This window comes from Roseateles sp., assembly GCF_019237615.1.
GTDB lineage: Bacteria > Pseudomonadota > Gammaproteobacteria > Burkholderiales > Burkholderiaceae_C > Pelomonas.
The window spans coordinates 102,899-122,077 of record NZ_JAFAGT010000001.1; the positions used below are offsets into that span (position 1 = coordinate 102,899).

General features: G+C 67.4%; 13 protein-coding genes and 5 tRNA genes. 14 read left to right on the plus strand and 4 right to left on the minus strand.

Annotated features, from left to right (window positions below; genetic code table 11):
* Window positions 1-6: 6 nt before the first annotated feature.
* From JOY88_RS00515 to JOY88_RS00560, 10 genes are all read left to right on the plus strand, one after another.
* Window positions 7-3,183, plus strand: a complete 3,177-nt coding sequence (locus JOY88_RS00515; RefSeq protein WP_293499382.1) for an efflux RND transporter permease subunit — start codon at window positions 7-9, stop codon at window positions 3,181-3,183.
* Between the two features lie 144 nt (window positions 3,184-3,327).
* Window positions 3,328-3,414 (plus strand) — tRNA-Leu (locus tag JOY88_RS00520).
* Window positions 3,415-3,445: 31 nt separating this feature from the next.
* A complete protein-coding gene (tig, locus tag JOY88_RS00525) occupies window positions 3,446-4,759 on the plus strand; it encodes a trigger factor (RefSeq protein ID WP_293499384.1) in 1,314 nt (437 codons plus the stop codon).
* A 106-nt stretch (window positions 4,760-4,865) separates the two neighbouring features.
* Entirely contained in the window at window positions 4,866-5,474 is a 609-nt protein-coding gene (gene clpP / locus JOY88_RS00530; RefSeq protein WP_293499386.1) for an ATP-dependent Clp endopeptidase proteolytic subunit ClpP, read from the plus strand.
* A gap of 136 nt (window positions 5,475-5,610) precedes the next feature.
* On the plus strand, window positions 5,611-6,882 hold the full coding sequence (gene clpX / locus JOY88_RS00535) for an ATP-dependent Clp protease ATP-binding subunit ClpX (protein WP_293499388.1): 1,272 nt from the start codon (window positions 5,611-5,613) through the stop codon (window positions 6,880-6,882).
* Window positions 6,883-6,953: 71 nt separating this feature from the next.
* Window positions 6,954-9,368, plus strand: coding sequence for an endopeptidase La (lon, locus tag JOY88_RS00540; protein WP_293499390.1), 2,415 nt, complete (start codon window positions 6,954-6,956; stop codon window positions 9,366-9,368).
* A gap of 94 nt (window positions 9,369-9,462) precedes the next feature.
* Window positions 9,463-9,538, plus strand: a tRNA-Gly gene (locus tag JOY88_RS00545).
* Between the two features lie 73 nt (window positions 9,539-9,611).
* Window positions 9,612-9,685, plus strand: a tRNA-Cys gene (locus JOY88_RS00550).
* 12 nt (window positions 9,686-9,697) lie between these two features.
* A tRNA-Gly gene (locus tag JOY88_RS00555) sits at window positions 9,698-9,773 on the plus strand.
* A gap of 38 nt (window positions 9,774-9,811) precedes the next feature.
* Window positions 9,812-9,887, plus strand: a tRNA-Gly gene (locus tag JOY88_RS00560).
* Between the two features lie 410 nt (window positions 9,888-10,297).
* Here the strand turns inward: JOY88_RS00560 and cueR are convergent.
* Together cueR and murI are read right to left on the minus strand one after the other, a co-directional pair.
* Complete coding sequence (gene cueR / locus JOY88_RS00565; RefSeq protein WP_293499392.1) at window positions 10,298-10,741, minus strand: Cu(I)-responsive transcriptional regulator; 444 nt, start codon at window positions 10,739-10,741, stop codon at window positions 10,298-10,300.
* Window positions 10,738-11,547 (minus strand): glutamate racemase, encoded by an 810-nt coding sequence (gene murI / locus JOY88_RS00570; protein ID WP_293499394.1) that lies wholly within the window; start codon window positions 11,545-11,547, stop codon window positions 10,738-10,740. The genes cueR and murI overlap by 4 nt, the downstream gene beginning before the upstream one ends.
* A gap of 171 nt (window positions 11,548-11,718) precedes the next feature.
* On the opposite strand from murI, the gene JOY88_RS00575 reads away from it, so the two are divergent.
* From JOY88_RS00575 to JOY88_RS00590, 4 genes are all read left to right on the plus strand, one after another.
* Window positions 11,719-12,468: an electron transfer flavoprotein subunit beta/FixA family protein gene (locus JOY88_RS00575; RefSeq protein ID WP_293499396.1), complete on the plus strand. Its 750-nt coding sequence runs from the start codon at window positions 11,719-11,721 to the stop codon at window positions 12,466-12,468.
* Between the two features lie 21 nt (window positions 12,469-12,489).
* Complete coding sequence (locus JOY88_RS00580; protein ID WP_293499398.1) at window positions 12,490-13,422, plus strand: electron transfer flavoprotein subunit alpha/FixB family protein; 933 nt, start codon at window positions 12,490-12,492, stop codon at window positions 13,420-13,422.
* A 77-nt stretch (window positions 13,423-13,499) separates the two neighbouring features.
* Entirely contained in the window at window positions 13,500-15,287 is a 1,788-nt protein-coding gene (locus JOY88_RS00585; protein ID WP_293499400.1) for an acyl-CoA dehydrogenase, read from the plus strand.
* A 13-nt stretch (window positions 15,288-15,300) separates the two neighbouring features.
* Window positions 15,301-16,251, plus strand: coding sequence for an NAD(P)H-dependent flavin oxidoreductase (locus JOY88_RS00590; RefSeq protein WP_293499401.1), 951 nt, complete (start codon window positions 15,301-15,303; stop codon window positions 16,249-16,251).
* Window positions 16,252-16,320: 69 nt separating this feature from the next.
* On the opposite strand, the gene JOY88_RS00595 is transcribed toward JOY88_RS00590, so the two are convergent.
* Together JOY88_RS00595 and JOY88_RS00600 are read right to left on the minus strand one after the other, a co-directional pair.
* A complete protein-coding gene (locus tag JOY88_RS00595) occupies window positions 16,321-16,794 on the minus strand; it encodes a DUF6622 family protein (protein ID WP_293499402.1) in 474 nt (157 codons plus the stop codon).
* 119 nt (window positions 16,795-16,913) lie between these two features.
* Window positions 16,914-19,145 carry a heavy metal translocating P-type ATPase gene (locus JOY88_RS00600; protein ID WP_293499403.1) on the minus strand — a complete coding sequence of 744 codons (2,232 nt, stop codon included), beginning with the start codon at window positions 19,143-19,145 and terminating at the stop codon, window positions 16,914-16,916.
* Between the last annotated feature and the right edge of the window lie 34 nt (window positions 19,146-19,179).

Below are 19,179 nucleotides of genomic sequence, written 5' to 3' on the forward strand. Positions count from 1 at the left end.
CCGCGCATGACCTCCCCGATCACCAAGCAACCCTACGTCGGCGGCTTCAACGTCTCTCGCTGGGCGCTGGAGCACCCAGCCCTGACGCGCTACCTGATGGTGGTGCTGATGCTGATGGGCTTCGCGGCCTACTTCCAGCTCGGCCAGGACGAGGACCCGCCGTTCACCTTCCGTGCCATGGTCATACAGGCCTTCTGGCCGGGTGCCACGGCGCAGCAGATGGCTGACCAGGTCACCGACAAGATCGAGAAGACGCTGCAGGAGGTGAACTACGCGGACAAGATCCGGTCGTCCACCAAGCCCGGCGAGTCCATCACCATCTTCCAGCTCAAGGACAGCACGCCGCCCAAGGAGGTGGCCGAGATCTGGTACCAGGTGCGCAAGAAGGTCGGCGACATGCGTGCCACGCTGCCGCAGGGCGTGCTCGGCCCCTTGTTCAACGACGAGTTCGGCGACGTCTACGGCTCCATCTATGCGCTGTCTGCCGACGGCTTCAGCCGCGAGGAGCTGCGCGAGCATGCCGACCGCGTGCGCCAGGCGCTGCTGCAGGTCAAGGACGTGGCCAAGGTCGAGATCATGGGCATCCAGCCCGAGAAGCTCTTCATCGAGGTCTCGCAGAAGCGGCTGGCGCAGCTGGGCCTGGATTTCGGCCAGGTCATCAACCAGATCGGCGCGCAGAACGCGGTCGAGGGTGCCGGCGTGCTGAACGCCGGCAGCGCCAACTTCCAGATCCGCGTGCAGGGCCAGTTCACGTCGGCCCAGGCACTGGCGGAGGTGCCGATCCGTGCCGTCAACCCGCAGACCGGCGTGGCCAGCCAGATGCGCCTGGGGGACATCGCCGAGATCAAGCGCGCCTACGTTGACCCGCCGACCACCACGGTGCGCCACCAGGGCAAGGACGTGCTGGCGCTGGGCGTGTCCATGGCCAAGGGCGGCGACATCATCGCGATGGGCAAGGCTCTGAACGTCGCCGTCAAGGGCATAGAGCGCGACCTGCCCGCCGGCATCCACCTCGAGCAGATCCAGGACCAGCCCAAGGCCGTGACGACCTCGGTCGGCGAGTTCGTGCACGTGCTGATCGAGGCCGTCGTCATCGTGCTGGCGGTCAGCTTCATCTCGCTGGGCCTGCACACCAGGCCGCTGCGCATCGACATCTGGCCCGGACTGGTCGTTGCCATCACCATCCCGCTGGTGCTGGCCATCACCTTTGTCGCGATGTTCTATTGGGGCGTGGGCCTGCACAAGATCTCGCTGGGCTCGCTGATCATCGCGCTGGGCCTGCTGGTGGACGACGCCATCATTGCCGTCGAGATGATGGTGCGCAAGCTCGAAGAGGGCTACGACAAGATGCATGCCGCCACCTACGCCTACGACGTGACGGCCATGCCCATGCTGACGGGCACGCTGATCACGGCGGTGGGTTTCCTTCCCATTGGCCTGGCGAAGTCGACGACCGGCGAGTACACCTTCGCGATCTTTGCGGTGACAGCGGCGGCGCTGGTGATCTCCTGGGTGGCGTCGGTCTATTTCGTGCCCTACCTGGGCGCGCTGCTGCTCAGGGCCAAGCCGGCGGCGGAGGGCGAGGTGCACGAGCTCTTCGACACGCCCTTCTACAACCGCTTCCGCAGCCTGGTGCGCTGGTGCGTGGAGAACCGCTGGAAGACCATCGGCCTCACGCTGCTGGTGTTCGGGCTCGGCGTCGCCGGCATGGGCCGGGTGCAGCAGCAGTTCTTCCCGGACTCCAGCCGCCCCGAGGTGCTGGTCGACCTCTCGCTGCCCGAGGGCTCGACCTTTCAGGAGACCGAGGCGCTGGCCAAGCGCTTCGAGGCCCGCATGCTCAAGGAGCCCGGCATCGCCACGGTGACGAGCTGGGTTGGCTCCGGCGTGCCGCGCTTCTACCTGCCGCTGGACACCATCTTCCCGGCGACGAACGTGACGCAGTCCATCCTGCTGCCCAAGGGCCTGGTCGAACGCGAGGAGCTGCGCCAGCGCCTGCCTGCATTGCTGGCGGAGGAGTTTCCGGAGGCGCGCGGCCGCGTGAAGCTGCTGCCCAACGGGCCGCCGGTGCAGTATCCGGTGCAGTTCCGCGTCACCGGCGCCGACCCCAAGGTCGTGCGCGACTGGGCCGACAAGGCCAAGGACATCCTGCGCGCCAGCCCCAACATGCGCGGCGTCAACGACAACTGGAACGAGAACGTCAAGACGCTGCGCCTGAACGTGGACCAGGACAAGGCGCGGGCGCTGGGCGTCACCAGCCAGGGCCTGGCGCAGTCGGCGCGCACGCTGCTGTCGGGTACCGTCATCGGCCAGTACCGCGAGGCCGACAAGCTCATTGACATCGTGCTGCGCCAGCCCGAGGACGAGCGCGCCGTCATCACCGACATCGGCAACGCCTATGTGCCCACCAGCAGCGGCCGTGCCATCCCGCTGACGCAGATCGCGCGGGTCGAGTTCGCCTGGGAGCCTGGTGTGATGTGGCGCGAGGGCCGCAACTATGCGGTCACCGTGCAGGGCGATGTCGCCGAAGGCCTGCAGGGCGCGACGGTCACCCAGGAGGTCTGGCCCAAGCTCGACCAGTTGCAGAAGCAGATGCCTACCGGCTACGGCATCCAGATCGCCGGTGCGGTGGAGGAGAGCAGCAAAGGCCAGGGCTCCATCGCCGCCGGCGTGCCGGTGATGCTCTTCATCACCTTCACGCTCCTGATGCTGCAACTGCAGAGCTTCAGCCGCGCGATGCTGGTCTTCCTGACCGGGCCGCTGGGCATCGCCGGCGTCGCGATGGCGCTGCTGCTGCTGAACCGGCCCTTCGGCTTCGTCGCGCTGCTGGGCGTCATTGCGCTGATGGGCATGATCATGCGCAACGCCGTCATCCTGATCGACCAGATCGAGCAGGACCGCGCCCGCGGCGTGCCGGACTGGTCGGCCATCGTCGAGTCGGCCGTGCGGCGTTTCCGCCCCATCGTGCTGACGGCGGCGGCTGCGGTGCTGGCCATGATCCCGCTGTCGCGCAGCGTGTTCTGGGGGCCCATGGCCGTGGCCATCATGGGTGGCCTCATCGTCGCCACCGTGCTGACGCTGCTGGCCCTTCCGGCCATGTACGCGGCCTGGTTCCGCGTGCAGCGGCCCGAGGAGCACAGCCGCATGCACAGCCGCTTGCCCGAGGAGGCCGGCGGCCAACCGTGACGCCGTTCATCAGGGTTTTGCCGTCCCGCGTACGCGGGGCGGCAGGCAAACCGCGGGAGATCGCTACAATCGCCGGTTTGCCGAATCGCCTACGGGGTTGCTGCACCGCTTGAATCAAGGCCAGCAGCAGCCCAAGCAAGACCCGCGCGGGTGGCGAAATTGGTAGACGCACCAGGTTTAGGTCCTGACGCCTTCACGGGCGTGCCGGTTCGAGTCCGGCCCCGCGCACCACCACTGTCCTTCAACTGTTCCCGAGTCCATCATGGCCGTCACCGTCGAAACCCTCGAAAAGCTGGAACGCCGCATCACACTGCACGTCGCGGCCGCTGACATCAACAGCGAAGTCGAAGCCCGTCTGAAGAAGCTGGCTCGCACCGTCAAGGCCGACGGCTTCCGTCCCGGCAAGGTGCCGATGAACGTCGTGGCCCAGCGCTACGGCTACTCGGTGCAGTACGAAGTCGTCAACGACAAGCTGGGCGCCGCATTCAACAGCGCTGCCAACGAGGCCCAGCTGCGCGTGGCCGGCATGCCGCGCATCGAGCAGAAGAACGAAGCGCCCGAAGGCCAGATGGCGTTCGACGCGACCTTCGAGGTCTACCCCGAAGTCAAGATCGGCGACCTGGCCGCCGCCGAGGTCGAGCGCGTCACCAGCGACGTGACGGACGAAGCCATCGACAAGACCGTCGAGATCCTGCGCAAGCAGCGTCGCAGCTTCGCCCAGCGCGCTGCCGCCGACGTGGCCCAGGTCGGCGACCGCGTCAGCATCGACTTCGAAGGCAAGATCGACGGCGAACCCTTCGCCGGCGGCAAGGCCGAGGGCTTCCAGTTCCTGATCGGCGAAGGCCAGATGCTGGAGCAGTTCGACGCCGCCGTGCGTGGCATGAAGTCGGGCGAGAGCAAGACCTTCCCGCTGCAGTTCCCCGAGGATTACCACGGCAAGGACGTGGCCGGCAAGGAAGCCGACTTCCTGGTCACCGTGAAGAAGATCGAGGCCCAGCACCTGCCCGAAGTGAACGAGGCGTTCGCCAAGTCGCTGGGCATCAAGGATGCGTCCGTCGACGCGCTGCGCGCCGACATCAAGAAGAACCTCGAGCGCGAAGTGAAGTTCCGCGTGCTGGCCCGCAACAAGGGTGCCGTCATGGACGCCCTGGTCGCTGTCTCCGAGCTGGACGTGCCCAACGCGCTGGTGCTGGGCGAGGCCGAGCGGATGGTGGCCGCGGCCCGCGAGGACCTGAAGAAGCGTGGCGTCAAGGATGCCGACAAGGCCGAGATCCCCACCGACATCTTCAAGCCGCAGGCCGAGCGCCGCGTGCGCCTGGGCCTGGTCGTGGCCGAGCTGGTGCGTGCCAACAACCTTCAGGCCAAGCCGGCCCAGCTGCAGTCGCACATCGAAGAACTGTCGCAGAGCTACGAGAAGCCTGCCGAAGTCATGCGCTGGTACCTGAGCGACCGCGAGCGCATGGCCGAGGTCGAGGCCGTCGTGGTCGAGAACAACGTCACGGATTTCGTGCTGTCGACCGCCAAGGTGTCCGACAAGGCCCTGCCTTTCGACGAACTGATGGCCCAAGGCAACTGAGAGCCCTTCGCCTCACGAAGGCGCCGCGCCGCAAGGCCGGCGCCTTTTTCACTTGCGTGGCCATAATCCGCCCCCATAACAGACGCAATTGCTTCCAAGGATCTGAATGAGCGCTCTCGACACCAGCAACCTCGGCCTCGTGCCCATGGTCATCGAACAGTCCGGCCGTGGCGAGCGCGCCTACGACATCTATTCGCGCCTGCTGCGCGAGCGCGTCATCTTCCTGGTCGGGCCCGTCAACGACGCGGTGGCCAATCTCGTCGTCGCGCAGCTGCTCTTCCTGGAGAGCGAGAACCCCGACAAGGACATCAACCTCTACATCAACTCGCCGGGCGGCAGCGTTTCGGCTGGCATGTCGATCTTCGACACGATCAATTTCATCAAGCCCGACGTGTCGACGCTGTGCATGGGCATGGCGGCCAGCATGGGCGCCTTCCTGCTCGCGGCCGGCGCCAAGGGCAAGCGCTTTGCCTTGCCCAACGCCAAGGTCATGATCCATCAGCCGCTGGGCGGCGCCCAGGGGCAGGCGACCGACATCGAGATCCATGCGCGTGAAATCCTGAAGACTCGCGAGACCTTGAACCGCATCCTGGCCGAGCGCAGCGGCCAGACGCTGGAGAAAATCCAGTCGGACACCGAGCGCGACTATTTCATGTCCGCCGCCGAGGCGCAGAGCTACGGCCTGGTCGACCAGGTGCTGGAACACCGGCCCTGAGTCGGGGGGGCTGTAACCGCCCCCCGAATTTCGCAGCGAAACCGGGGCCCTTACCCCTACGAGGGCCCCGAGATCGTTTGGACTATCATCATTCGAGGCATTTCGCCCCGGTCTACGTTTTCTTCGAGCAGTCCTCATGGCCGATAAAAAAGGCAACTCCAGCGAGAAAGTTCTGTACTGCTCCTTCTGCGGCAAGAGCCAGCACGAGGTCAAGAAGCTGATTGCCGGCCCGTCCGTCTTCATCTGCGACGAGTGCATCGAGCTCTGCAACGACATCGTCCGTGACGAGATCCCGGCGCCGGCTCCGGCGGCGCGCGCGGGCAAGTCCGATCTGCCCGTGCCCAGCGAGATCAAGTCCAGCCTGGACCAGTACGTCATCGGCCAGGATGTGGCCAAGCGCACGCTGGCCGTGGCCGTCTACAACCACTACAAGCGCCTGCGCCACATGAGCACGACCAAGGATTCGGTCGAGCTCTCCAAGAGCAACATCCTGCTTATCGGCCCCACCGGCTCCGGCAAGACGCTGCTGGCGCAGACGCTGGCGCGCCTGCTGAACGTGCCGTTCGTGATCGCCGATGCGACGACGCTGACCGAGGCCGGCTATGTCGGCGAGGACGTCGAGAACATCATCCAGAAGCTGCTGCAGAACTGCAATTACGACGTCGAGCGCGCGCAGCGCGGCATCGTCTACATCGACGAGATCGACAAGATCTCGCGCAAGGCCGACAACCCCTCCATCACGCGCGACGTGTCGGGCGAGGGCGTGCAGCAGGCGCTGCTCAAGCTCGTCGAAGGCACGATGGCCTCGGTGCCTCCGCAGGGCGGCCGCAAGCACCCCAACCAGGACTTCCTGCAGATCGACACGACCAACATCTTGTTCATCTGCGGCGGCGCCTTCGACGGCCTGGAGAAGGTCATCCAGAACCGCAGCGAGAAGTCCGGCATCGGCTTCGGCGCCACGGTGAAGAGCAAGTCCGACAAGCGCGTGGGCGAAGTGTTTCGCGAATGCGAGCCCGAGGACATCATCAAGTTCGGCCTCATCCCCGAACTGGTGGGTCGCCTGCCCGTCGTCGCGACGCTGGGCGAATTGACCGAGGATGCGCTGGTACAGATCCTGACCGAGCCCAAGAATGCCCTGGTCAAGCAGTACCAGCAGCTGTTCGAGATGGATGGCGTGGAGCTGGAAATCCGCAAGCCGGCGCTGGCCGCCATTGCCCGCAAGGCGCTGGCCCGCAAGACCGGTGCCCGCGGCCTGCGCTCCATCATGGAGCAGTCGCTGATCGACACAATGTTCGACCTGCCCGCACTCGATGGCGTGGAAAAGGTCGTGCTGGACGAGCACAACATCGAGGACGCGACGTCGCGGCCCTTGCTGGTCTATCGCGAGCAGGCCAAGGCCAGCGCATAAGCCAGCTGCCGCCGCATCCGCTTGCAATTGCACCCTCAGGCCCTACATCGGCCTGAGAAAGAGAGGTCTTCATGTCAGGACATCCCATCCTCCCCGCCGATCCGATCACGCTGCCGCTGCTGCCGCTGCGTGACGTGGTCGTGTTCCCGCACATGGTCATCCCGCTGTTCGTCGGGCGCCCCAAGTCCATCAAGGCCCTGGAAGCCGCGATGGAAGCCGGTCGCCAGATCATGCTGGTCGCGCAGAAGGCCGCCGGCAAGGACGAGCCCAAGCCCGAGGACATGTTCGAGGTCGGCTGCGTCTCCAGCATCCTGCAGATGCTGAAGCTGCCCGACGGTACCGTGAAGGTGCTGGTCGAAGGCCTTCAGCGCGCCACGACGAGCACCATCACCGAGCCGGGCGAGCACTTCGTTGCCGAGGTCACACCCATCCCGCCCGAGACCGAGCATGCGCCCGAGGTCGAGGCCCTGCGCCGCGCCGTGACGCAGCAGTTCGACCAGTACGTCAAGCTCAACAAGAAGATCCCGCCCGAGATCCTCACCTCCATCGGCGGCATCGACGACCCGGGTCGTCTGGGTGACACCATCGCCGCCCACCTGCCGCTCAAGCTCGACGCCAAGCAGGCCGTGCTGGACCTTGCCGATGTGGCCAAGCGGCTGGAAAAGCTGCTCGACCTGCTGGAGCACGAGGTCGACATCCTGCAGGTCGAAAAGCGCATCCGTGGCCGCGTCAAGCGCCAGATGGAGAAGAGCCAGCGCGAGTACTACCTGAACGAGCAGGTCAAGGCCATCCAGAAGGAGTTGGGCGACGGCGAGGACGGCGCCGACATGGAGGAGCTCGAGAAGAAGATCCTCGCGGCCCGCATGCCCAAGGAGGCGCGTAAGAAGGCCGACGCCGAGCTGAAGAAGCTCAAGCTGATGTCGCCCATGTCCGCCGAGGCGACGGTGGTGCGCAACTACATCGACACACTGGTCAACCTGCCCTGGAGCAAGAAGACCAAGATCAAGCACGACCTCAAGAACGCCGAGGACGTGCTGAACGAGGACCATTACGGCCTCGAGAAGGTCAAGGACCGCATCCTCGAGTACCTCGCGGTGCAGCAGCGCGTCGACAAGGTCAAGGCGCCCATCCTGTGCCTGGTGGGCCCTCCGGGCGTCGGCAAGACTTCGCTGGGCCAGAGCGTGGCCCGCGCCACCGGCCGCAAGTTCATCCGCATGGCGCTGGGCGGCGTGCGCGACGAGGCCGAGATCCGCGGCCACCGCCGCACCTACATCGGCTCCATGCCGGGCAAGGTGCTGCAGTCGCTGTCCAAGGTGGGTGTGCGCAATCCGCTGTTCCTGCTCGACGAGATCGACAAGCTGGGCATGGACTTCCGCGGCGACCCGTCGTCGGCGCTGCTGGAGGTGCTGGACCCCGAGCAGAACCACACCTTCGGCGACCATTACGTCGAGGTCGACTTCGACCTGTCCGACGTGATGTTCGTCGCCACGTCCAACTCGATGAACATCCCGCCGGCCCTGCTGGACCGCATGGAAGTCATCCGCCTGTCGGGCTATACCGAGGACGAGAAGGTCAACATCGCCCAGACCTATCTGCTGCCCAAGCAGCGCAAGAACAACGGCGTGGCGGACGAGGAGCTGGATGTCACCGAATCCGCCATCCGTGGTGTGATCCGCTACTACACGCGGGAAGCCGGCGTGCGTTCACTCGAGCGCGAGATGTCCAAGATCTGCCGCAAGGTGGTCAAGGGCATCCAGCTGAAGGCGTATGAAGGCAAGGTCGTCGTGACGGAGGACAACCTCCACGACTTCCTGGGCGTGCGCAAGTACGACTTCGGCCGTGCCGAGAAGAAGAACCAGGTCGGTCAGGTCGTGGGCCTGGCATGGACCGAGGTGGGCGGCGACCTGCTGACCATCGAAGCCACCGCGATGCCCGGCAAGGGCAACATCATCCGCACCGGTTCGCTGGGCGACGTGATGAAGGAGTCCGTCGAGGCCGCACGTACCGTGGTGCGCTCGCGGGCCCGCCGCCTGGGCATCAAGGACGAGGTCTTCGAGAAGCGCGACATGCACGTGCACTTGCCCGACGGCGCCACGCCCAAGGATGGCCCCAGCGCCGGCGCCGCGATGACGACGGCCTTCGTGTCTGCGCTGACTGGCATTCCGGTGCGGGCCGACGTCGCGATGACCGGCGAGATCACGCTGCGCGGTGAAGTCACTGCGATCGGCGGCCTGAAGGAGAAGCTGCTCGCGGCCCACCGCGGCGGCATCAAGACCGTCATGATCCCGGAAGAGAACGTCAAGGACCTGCAGGACATTCCGGAGAACGTGAAGAACCAGCTTGAGATCGTGCCGGTGCGCTGGATCGAGCGCGTGCTGGAAGTCGCGCTGGAAGCCGTGCCGACGCCGCTGCCCGACGAGGAAGTCGCCGTCGCCGCGGCCAAGCCGGAGGACGGCGCGGCCAAAAGTGCGGCCGTGCCGCATTGAATGTGCGACTGGCTTGTCATCCGACCAAAAAATGGATTACAATGCCAGCTTCGCTAGACAGACAGCTGAAGAGTTGTCGAGACGGCGGAACAAAGCGGGATTAGCTCAGTTGGTAGAGCGATACCTTGCCAAGGTATAGGTCGAGAGTTCGAGCCTCTTATCCCGCTCCATGTATTTCGAAGGGAAGCCCCGGCTTCCCTTTTTCGTCAAGGCCGCACCAACGGCTTTGATTGGGTTTACGGCGGCGCGATAGCAAAGCGGTTATGCCCCGGATTGCAAATCCGGTTAGTCCGGTTCGACTCCGGATCGCGCCTCCAAAAAGCACTCATGCGGGTGTAGCTCAGTTGGTAGAGCGCAACCTTGCCAAGGTTGAGGTCACGAGTTCGAGCCTCGTTACCCGCTCCAGTGTTAACGCCACGGCGTGCCGCAAGGCATCGTCCGATGCGGGATTAGCTCAGTTGGTAGAGCGATACCTTGCCAAGGTATAGGTCGAGAGTTCGAGCCTCTTATCCCGCTCCAGGCTTCACGGGAGATCCGATTTGATCGGATCTCCCGTTTTCTTTTTGCCGGGCCCATCGCTTAAACTGCCCCCGTGCCCCGGTGGTGAAATCGGTAGACACAGCGGACTTGATGAAATTTGAGCACCCGGCGCGGAAACGGCCGGCGTGAATCCCGTCAAAGTCGGCGAATCCCCTGGCCTGTGGCCGAGGTAACGCCGAGCCAAGCCTCGCCAGCGAGGAAGGTGTAGAGAGTGGACGGCGGGGACCTAAGGCGGCTGGCGACAGCGCTAGGGTCAAGGCGCATTCCAGACTCCAAACGCGGCAGCGCGGCGGCGAAAGCCGTAGGGGTAAGAAAATCCGTCGCCGCTTCATCGCGGCATGCCGGTTCGAGTCCGGCCCGGGGCACCATGTAACCGACCGCCGTCGTCTTCAGCGATGGCCTTCTCGACCACGGGGTTTGCGTACCCGAGGTGTGGCCGGTAGCGCACCGGACTCCAACCCTTCCAGGATCGGGCAGTCCGGGCGTTCGTCGCCGTGACAGCAGTGCACCAGATGCTCCAGGGTCGTCTTCATGGCCTGGATCTCCTCGATCTTGGCCTGCAGGTCTTCCAGATGTACCAGCGCCAGTGCCTTGACCTGGCGGCTGGAGCGCCCGCGGTCCTGCCAGAGGCTCAGCAGGCCGCGTATCTCGTCGATGGAGAAACCCAGGTCGCGCGCACGGCGGATGAAGCGCAGCGTGTGGATGTCCTTGTCGGTGTACTGCCGGTAGCCGGATTCGGTCCGGCCGGCCGGCGGCAGCAGCGCCACGCTCTCGTAGTGGCGCATCATCTTGGCAGACACGCCCGAGGCGGCGGCGGCTTCCCCGATGTTCATGCGGGCTCCTTGCGGGTGCGGTGCGCCCGGACGTCAAGTTCGCCCCAGCCCAGCACCCGGGCGATCCATGCGCGCAGTGCGGCGGGATCGCCGCTGGTTTCGATGTCCAGGCCGGGCTGGCCCGGCATGGGCGTCCACAGCTCGGCCGCGCGCCGCGCCACGGCGGTCTCTATGTGCAGCAGCTTCACGTCGGCGCCGAGGGCGGCCCGCCACAGCGGTTCGATCAGCGGGTAATGCGTGCAGCCCAGCAGGGCCGTGTCGACGCCGGCCGTGCGCAGCGGCGCGCAGTGGTGCTCGACCAGCGCACGCAGCTCGGTGCTGTCGATGTCGCCGGCCTCAATATGGTCGACGATGCCCGGGCAGCCCTGGACCACCACCTCGTGGCTGCCCGCGTGGCGGGCTATCAGCGCGCGCAGCCGGTCGCTGGAGGCGGTAGCTGGCGTGGCCAGCAGCCCGATGCGGCCATTGCGCGATGCCGCGACCGCGGGCTTGATGCCGGGCTCCGTGCCGACAAAGGGCAGGGCCGGCCAGCGCTCGCGCAAGGCGTCGATGGCGTGCGCCGTCGCCGTGTTGCAGGCGATGACGATGAGGCCCGCGCCCTGCTCGATCAGGTGCTCGGTGATCGCGAGACTGCGCGCGCGGATCTCCTCGGGACTGCGGCTGCCATAGGGGGCGTAGGCGGCATCGGCCAGGTAGCGCAGGCGTGCGGTTGGCAGCAGGGCGCGCAGCTCGCGCAGCACCGTGAAGCCGCCGACGCCGGAGTCGAAGACGCCGATGTCGCGGCGTGGAGAGGAGTCGGTCTGCATGGGCTCGGACAGTCTAGCGTCGTCATTCGAGAGACCTCTCCAGAAGACTTCGTCCGCTGCGGACCGGCTCCTGGCTAGAATCGAACGATCGTGCTTTTTTGTGCGTGGCTCCGCCGGTAGCGGCCCGTAGAATCAAATTAACGTTTACGTCAATTCGAGCTGGAGTTTTCGATGAAGGTCTTGGTCCCTGTCAAACGCGTGGTCGACTACAACGTCAAGGTGCGCGTGAAGAGCGACGGCACGGGTGTCGACATCGCCAACGTGAAGATGTCGATGAACCCCTTCGACGAGATTGCCGTCGAAGAGGCCGTGCGCCTGAAGGAGAAGGGGGCGGTGACCGAGGTGATCGCGGTGTCCTGCGGCGTCACGCAATGCCAGGAGACGCTGCGCACCGCCATGGCCATAGGCGCGGACCGCGCCATCCTGGTGGAGACCGACGCCGAGCTGCAGCCCCTGGCCGTGGCCAAGCTGCTGAAGGCGCTGGTGGACAAGGAAGGCCCCGGCCTGGTGATCCTGGGCAAGCAGGCCATCGATGACGATTGCAACCAGACCGGCCAGATGCTGGCGGCCCTCACGGGCCTGCCGCAGGGCACCTTCGCCTCCAAGGTGGAAGTGGCCGGCGACAAGGTCAACGTGACGCGTGAAGTGGACGGCGGCCTGGAGACGGTGGCGCTGACGCTGCCGGCGGTCGTGACGACGGACCTGCGCCTGAACGAGCCGCGCTACGTGACGCTGCCAAACATCATGAAGGCCAAGAAGAAGCAGCTGGACGTCGTCAAGCCGGCCGAGCTGGGCGTGGACGTGACGCCGCGCATCAAGACGCTGAAGGTCAGCGAGCCGCCCAAGCGCGGCGCCGGCGTGAAGGTGCCGGATGTCGCCACGTTGGTGACGAAGCTGAAGACCGAAGCCAAGGTCATCTAACCGAATCCTGGAGAAATTGAGATGACCGCACTCGTCATTGCCGAACACGACCACGGCACCCTGAAGTCCGCCACCCTGAACACCGTCACCGCCGCCGCCGCGCTGGGGGCGGAGGTGCATGTGCTGGTGGCTGGCCACAACGCCGCCGCGGCCGCCGCGGCCGCCGGCCAGATCGCCGGCGTCGCCAAGGTCCTGCACGCGGACTCCGCGGCCCTGGCCGAAGGCCTGGCCGAGAACGTCGCCGCGCAGGTGATCGCGCTGGCCCCGGGCTACAGCCACATCCTCTTCCCCGCCACCGCCGCCGGCAAGAACGTCGCGCCGCGCGTCGCCGCGCTGCTGGACGTGGCACAGGTCAGCGACATCACCAAGGTCGTCAGCGCCGACACCTTCGAGCGTCCGATCTACGCCGGCAACGCCATTGCCACGGTGCAGAGCGGCGATGCGGTCAAGGTCATCACCGTGCGCACGACCGGCTTCGACCCGGCTGCAGCCACCGGTGGCTCGGCCGCCGTGGAGAGCGCCGCCGCGGCCGCAGACAGTGGCAAGAGCAGCTTTGTGGGCCGCGAGGTGACGAAGAGCGACCGCCCCGAGCTGACGGCTGCCAAGATCATCGTCTCGGGCGGCCGTGCGCTGGGCTCCAACGACAAGTTCATGGAAGTGCTGACGCCGCTGGCCGACAAGCTGGGTGCTGCGCTGGGCGCCTCGCGTGCGGCGGTCGATGCGGGCTACGCGCCCAACGACTGGCAGGTCGGCCAGACCGGCAAGATCGTCGCGCCCCAGCTCTACGTGGCCTGCGGCATCTCTGGCGCCATCCAGCACCTGGCCGGCATGAAGGACTCCAAGGTCATTGTCGCGATCAACAAGGACCCCGAGGCGCCCATCTTCTCGGTGGCCGACTACGGCCTGGAAGCGGACCTGTTCACGGCCGTGCCCGAGCTCGTCAACGCGCTGTAAACCGCGCCGGACCATCCCAGCGGGCGCCCCGACAGTCGACGTCGCGGCGCCCTTTTTGTCTCCGCCTGGAGGAACAAATGAGTTACCAAGCCCCCGTCAAGGACATGCTCTTCAACATCCAGCACCTCGCCGGGCTGGAGACGCTGACCCGCCAAGTTCCTGCCTTCGCCGACTTCGGCCTGGACACCGCCGGTGCCGTGCTGGAGGAGTGCGCCAAGCTGACGCAGGACGTCATCGCGCCGCTGAACTTCGAGGGCGACAAGAACCCGTCGAGCTGGAAGGACGGCGTCGTCACGACGACGCCCGGCTTCAAGCAGGCCTTCCGTGCCTATGCCGAGGGCGGGTGGCAGGGTCTGGTGCACCCCACAGAGTTCGGCGGCCAGGGCGCGCCCAAGACCATCGCCGCAGCCTGCAACGAGATGCTGCAGTCGGCCAACATGAGCTTCGCGCTGTGCCCGCTGCTGACTGACGGCGCCGTCGAGGCACTGCTGACGGCTGGCAGCGACGAGCAGCGTGCCACCTTCATCCCCAGGCTGCTGGACGGTTCGTGGACCGGCACGATGAACCTGACCGAGCCGCAGGCCGGCTCCGACCTGGCGCTGGTGCGCACGCGCGCCGAGCCGCAGCCCGACGGCACCTACAAGATCTTCGGCACCAAGATCTTCATCACCTACGGCGAACACGACATGGCCGAGAACATCGTCCACCTCGTGCTGGCCCGCGTGGCCGGTGCGCCGGAGGGCGTGAAGGGCATCAGCCTGTTCCTGGTGCCCAAGTTCCTCGTCAACGCCGACGGCTCGCTGGGCGCGCGCAACGACGCGCATTGCGTGTCCATCGAGCACAAGATGGGCATCAAGGCCAGCCCGACGGCCGTGCTGCAGTTCGGCGACCATGGCGGCGCCGTCGGCCAGCTGATCGGCCAGGAGAACCGCGGCCTGGAGTACATGTTCATCATGATGAACGCGGCCCGCTACGGCGTGGGCCTGCAGGGGATCGCCGTCGCCGACCGTGCCTACCAGAAGGCCGCGGCCTATGCGAAGGAGCGCGTGCAGTCCCGCCCGGTGGACGGCTCGGTGGCCGGCCCTGCGTCCATCATCCACCACCCCGACGTGCGCCGCATGCTGATGACGATGCGCTCGCTGACCGAGGGCTGCCGCGCGATGGCAAGCACCGCGGCGGCCGCCTTGGACGCGGCCCACCACCACCCCGACGCCGAGGCGCGTCAGCAGAACCAGGCCTTCTACGACTTCATGGTGCCGCTGGTGAAGGGCTACAGCACCGAGATGAGCCAGGAGGTCACGAGCCTGGGCGTGCAAGTTCATGGCGGCATGGGCTTCATCGAGGAGACCGGCGCGGCGCAGTACTACCGGGACGCCAAGATCCTGACCATCTACGAAGGCACGACGGCCATCCAGGCCAACGACCTGGTGGGCCGCAAGACCACGCGCGACGGCGGCCGGCTTGCGCGCGGCATCGCCGGCCAGATCGAGGCGACGGAAGGCGAACTCGCCAAGCGCGACAGTGCTGCCGCAAAGGCCATGCTGAAGGCGCTGCGCGCATCGCGCGCGGACTTCCTCGCCGCGGTGGACTTCATCGCGGCCCAGGGCAAGGCCAACGCCAACGCCGCCTATGCCGGTTCCGTGCCCTACCTGATGCTGGCCGGCAACCTCGTCGCCGGCTGGCAACTGGCGCGCGCGTTGATGGCCGCGGAAGACGCGTTGGCGACTGACAAGGCGTTCATGGCTGCCAAGATCACGACCGCGCGCTTCTACGCCGAGCACATCCTGCCGCGCACGGGTGCGCTGCGTGCCGCCATTGTCGATGGCGCCGACAGCGTGACCGAACTCGCACTCGAAAGTTTCTGAGAGGAGACAGCACTTGGCTTTGCCCACGATCCTGAAGAACCTGCCGCTGCCGGTCATCGGCTCGCCGCTGTTCATCATCAGCAACCCCAGGCTCGTCATCGAGCAGTGCAAGGCCGGCGTCGTCGGCGCCATGCCGGCGCTGAACGCTAGACCGGCCGAACTGCTGGACGAATGGCTGGCCGAGATCACCGAGACGCTGGCCGCCTACAACCGCGCCAACCCGGACCGGCCCGCTGCGCCGTTCGCCATCAACCAGATCGTGCACAAGAGCAACGAGCGGCTTGAGCACGACATGCAGGTCTGCGCCAAGTACAAGGTGCCCATCATCATCACGAGCCTGGGCGCGCGCGAGGACGTGAACCAGGCCGTGCATGGCTGGGGCGGCATCGTGCTGCACGACATCATCAACAACAAGTTCGCGAAGAAGGCGATCGAGAAGGGCGCCGATGGCCTCATCGCGGTGGCGGCCGGCGCGGGCGGGCATGCCGGCGTGAAGAGTCCCTTCGCGCTCATCCATGAGATCCGCGAGTGGTTCGACGGCCCGCTGGCGCTGTCGGGATCCATGGGGACGGGCGACGCCATCCTGGCCGCCCAGGCCATGGGCGCGGACCTGGCCTATATCGGCTCGGCCTTCATCGCCACCGAAGAGGCGCGCGCCAGTGACGCCTACAAGCAGATGATCGTGGCCAGCAACAGCGACGACATCGTCTACAGCAACCTCTTCACAGGCGTGCACGGCAACTACTTGCGCGGCTCGGTCGTGGCTGCGGGCCTGGACCCCGAGAACCTGCCGGAAAGCGACCCCAGCAAGATGGACTTCGGCGGCGGTGCGGCCAAGGCCTGGAAGGACATCTGGGGCAGCGGCCAGGGCATAGGCGCGGTCAAGCAGGTGGTGCCGGCGGCGGAGCTGGTCGGGCGGCTGAAGCGCGAGTACGCGGCGGCGCGGGCGCGTCTGGCGCTGTGAGCTGAAGGCCTCGCCCGGAATGCGCAACGGCCGCCTGCGGGCGGCCGTTGCCTTTCGTGCCGACCAGGCTCAGGCGCTGCGCATGAAGCGGTGCACGGCCGTGGCCCGCGCGGCGAAGGCCCCGCTGAGGAGCCCGAAGACGGCGCTTGCCACGGCGATGAACCAGGCCTCGTGGACCATGTGCGCGTCCACGCCGGTGGCATAGCCCAGCACGAACCTGGCCGCGAAGATGCTCACCATCAGCCCGAGCGGCAGCCAGCTGCCGGGCACGCGTACGGCGCTGCCCTCGCGGGCCAGGCCCTGCGGAGCGAAGACGGGGCCGGCCACGAAAGCCGCAGTGGCGAAGCCGGCCGCCCAGGCCAGCACCGGGACCAGGTGGGCGCCGAAGGCGGCGGTGACGCCGTACAGGGACAGGGCCAGCATGGCCAGCGCCACCTTGGCGAGCGTGCCGGGCTGTACCACGCGCTCGCGGGACTGGCGATAGCCCAGCACCAGGAGGGCGGCGAGGATGGCGAAGGGCCAGAGGGGCAGGGACTGGGTCATGGCGGGCACTCCGTGGGTTGCGATGCCCCGGACTGTGCGGCGACCCAGTCGGTCGGACGACCGGCTTGCGACCAATCGACGGTGCGAGGCGGGAAATGCCGCCAGCCCCGATCGGCTGCTCAACGCCTTGCGTCGCGCAGCAGCCTCAGCCCGTTGAACACCACCAGCAGGCTGGCCCCCATGTCGGCGAACACGGCCATCCACATGGTCGCGCTGCCGAACACGGCCAGTGCGAAGAACACCGCCTTCAGCCCCAGGGCCAGCACGATGTTCTGCCAAAGCACGGCGTAGGTGCGCTGGGACAGGCGGATGGTCTGCGGCAGCTTGCGCAGGTCGTCGTTCATGATGAGCACGTCGGCCGCCTCCTTGGCCGTGTCGGTGCCTGCCGCGCCCATGGAGAAGCCCACGGCGGCCGCGGCCAGGCTGGGCGCGTCGTTGACGCCGTCGCCCACCATGCCCACCGGGCCGCGCGCACGCCATGCGGTGACGGCCTGCTGCTTGCCCTGCGGCAGCAGCTCGGCCTGCACGTCCGCAATGCCCACCTGCCGGGCCATGGCTTGGGCGGTGGACGGGTTGTCGCCGGTCAGCATCACGGGGTGCACGCCCAGCGCCTGCAGCTGGGCCACGGCCTCGCGGCTGGTGGCGCGCGTGGTGTCGGCCACCGCGAAGAGAGCCAGCACGCGGCCCACGCCGGCCAGCAGCGACACGGTGCGGCCCTGCGCCTCGTGCGTCTGCATCAGCGCCTCCAGCTCGGGCGAGCATTGGCCGCGCTCGTGGATCCAGCGGTGGTTGCCCAGCACCAGGTCCTGGCCGTCGATGCGGCCGTGCACGCCGCGGCCCAGGTCGGCGCCGAAGTCCTCCACCGGCAGTGTGTCGGCCGGCAGTCCGGCTGCGATGGCTTGCGAGACGGGGTGGTCCGAGCGAGCCGCGAGGCTGTGTGCCAGCTGCAGCACCCGAGCCTCGTCCAGGCCCGTGGCCAGCACGCGCTGCGCGACGAGGCGGGGGCGGCCCTCGGTCAGTGTGCCGGTCTTGTCCAGCGCCAGCACCTTGAGCCTGCGAGCCTGCTCCAGATGCACGCCGCCCTTGATGAGGATGCCCTGCCGCGCGGCCGCCGCCAGCCCGCTGACGACCGTGACCGGCGTGGAGATCACCAGCGCGCAGGGGCAGGCGATGACGAGCAGCACCAGCGCCTTGTAGATGCCGGTGAGCCAGGGCCAGCCCAGCAGCAGCGGCGTGCCGATGGCGACGGCCAGCGCCAGCACGAAGACGGCGGGCGTGTAGACGGCAGCGAAGCGGTCGACGAGGCGCTGCGTCGGGGCGCGCTGGCCCTGCGCCGCCTCGACGGCGTGGATGATGCCGGCCAGTACCGTGTCGCTGGCCGGCCGCGTGACCTCGAACTCCAGCGCGCCGCTCTGGTTGATGGTGCCTGCGAAGACCGTGTCGCCCGGCGCCTTGTCGACCGGAATGCTCTCGCCGGTGACGGGCGACTGGTCCACGGCGCCCTGGCCGGCGGTCACCCGGCCGTCCAGCGCGAAGCGCTCGCCCGGCTTCACGCGCACGATGGCGCCCACAGTCACGGTCTTGGCCGCCACGCGGGCCCAGCGGCCGTCGGGCTGGCGCACCTCGGCCTGCTCGGGCGAGAGCGCAAGCAGCCCGGTGATGGCGTTGCGCGCGCGTTCCACCGAACGAGCCTCGATCAGCTCCGCCAGCGAGTACAGCGCCATCACCATGGCGGCCTCGGGCCATTGGCCGATGACGAAGGCGCCGATGACGGCGACCGACATCAGCGCATTGATGTTGAGCTGGCCGCGGGCCAGCGACGACAGTCCCTTGCCGAATACCGCCAGGCCCGACAGCGCGATCGCCACGGCGGCGACGGCCATGCCGGCGGCCTGCCAGGGCAGCCCCTCGGGGGCGAGGAAGTGCAGCAGCTCGGCACCCGCCGCCACCCCCAGGGCCGCCAGCAGGCGCAGGAGCTCGCCGCGCCGGGCCCTGGCCGTGTCCTCGGCCGCGGGCGGCGTGGACAGCGTCTCGGTCTTGAAGCCCGCCTTGGCGATCGCCGCCGTGACCGCGTCCCAGGCAGATGGCGGCGCGTCCACCGTCAGCGCGCGGGCGGGCAGATCGAAGTGCAGGCGGCGCACGGCGGCGAAGCCCTCCAGCGCGCGGCGGATCTGGCCCTCTTCGGTGGGGCAGTCCATGGATGGGATGCGCAGCAGCAGGCCGCCGCCCGGTGCCGGCGATGGCAGCGCCGCGATGGCGGCGCCGTCGCAGCAGCCATGCTCGTGGTGTGAGTGGGGGGCGTGGCCATGCCCCTGGCCATGGGCGGCGTGGGTGTGGTGGTGCGAGCTCATGAGGGGCATTGGAATCCCTGGAGCAGCTCCAGAG

Excerpts from the sequence above, each read along its gene's own strand:
- JOY88_RS00515 (WP_293499382.1), top strand. The coding sequence starts at position 7 with ATGACCTCCCCGATCACCAAGCAACCCTACGTCGGCGGCTTCAACGTC.
- tig (WP_293499384.1), top strand. The coding sequence starts at position 3,446 with ATGGCCGTCACCGTCGAAACCCTCGAAAAGCTGGAACGCCGCATCACA.
- clpP (WP_293499386.1), top strand. The coding sequence starts at position 4,866 with ATGAGCGCTCTCGACACCAGCAACCTCGGCCTCGTGCCCATGGTCATC.
- clpX (WP_293499388.1), top strand. The coding sequence starts at position 5,611 with ATGGCCGATAAAAAAGGCAACTCCAGCGAGAAAGTTCTGTACTGCTCC.
- lon (WP_293499390.1), top strand. The coding sequence starts at position 6,954 with ATGTCAGGACATCCCATCCTCCCCGCCGATCCGATCACGCTGCCGCTG.
- cueR (WP_293499392.1), bottom strand. The coding sequence starts at position 10,741 with ATGAACATCGGGGAAGCCGCCGCCGCCTCGGGCGTGTCTGCCAAGATG.
- murI (WP_293499394.1), bottom strand. The coding sequence starts at position 11,547 with ATGCAGACCGACTCCTCTCCACGCCGCGACATCGGCGTCTTCGACTCC.
- JOY88_RS00575 (WP_293499396.1), top strand. The coding sequence starts at position 11,719 with ATGAAGGTCTTGGTCCCTGTCAAACGCGTGGTCGACTACAACGTCAAG.
- JOY88_RS00580 (WP_293499398.1), top strand. The coding sequence starts at position 12,490 with ATGACCGCACTCGTCATTGCCGAACACGACCACGGCACCCTGAAGTCC.
- JOY88_RS00585 (WP_293499400.1), top strand. The coding sequence starts at position 13,500 with ATGAGTTACCAAGCCCCCGTCAAGGACATGCTCTTCAACATCCAGCAC.
- JOY88_RS00595 (WP_293499402.1), bottom strand. The coding sequence starts at position 16,794 with ATGACCCAGTCCCTGCCCCTCTGGCCCTTCGCCATCCTCGCCGCCCTC.
- JOY88_RS00600 (WP_293499403.1), bottom strand. The coding sequence starts at position 19,145 with ATGAGCTCGCACCACCACACCCACGCCGCCCATGGCCAGGGGCATGGC.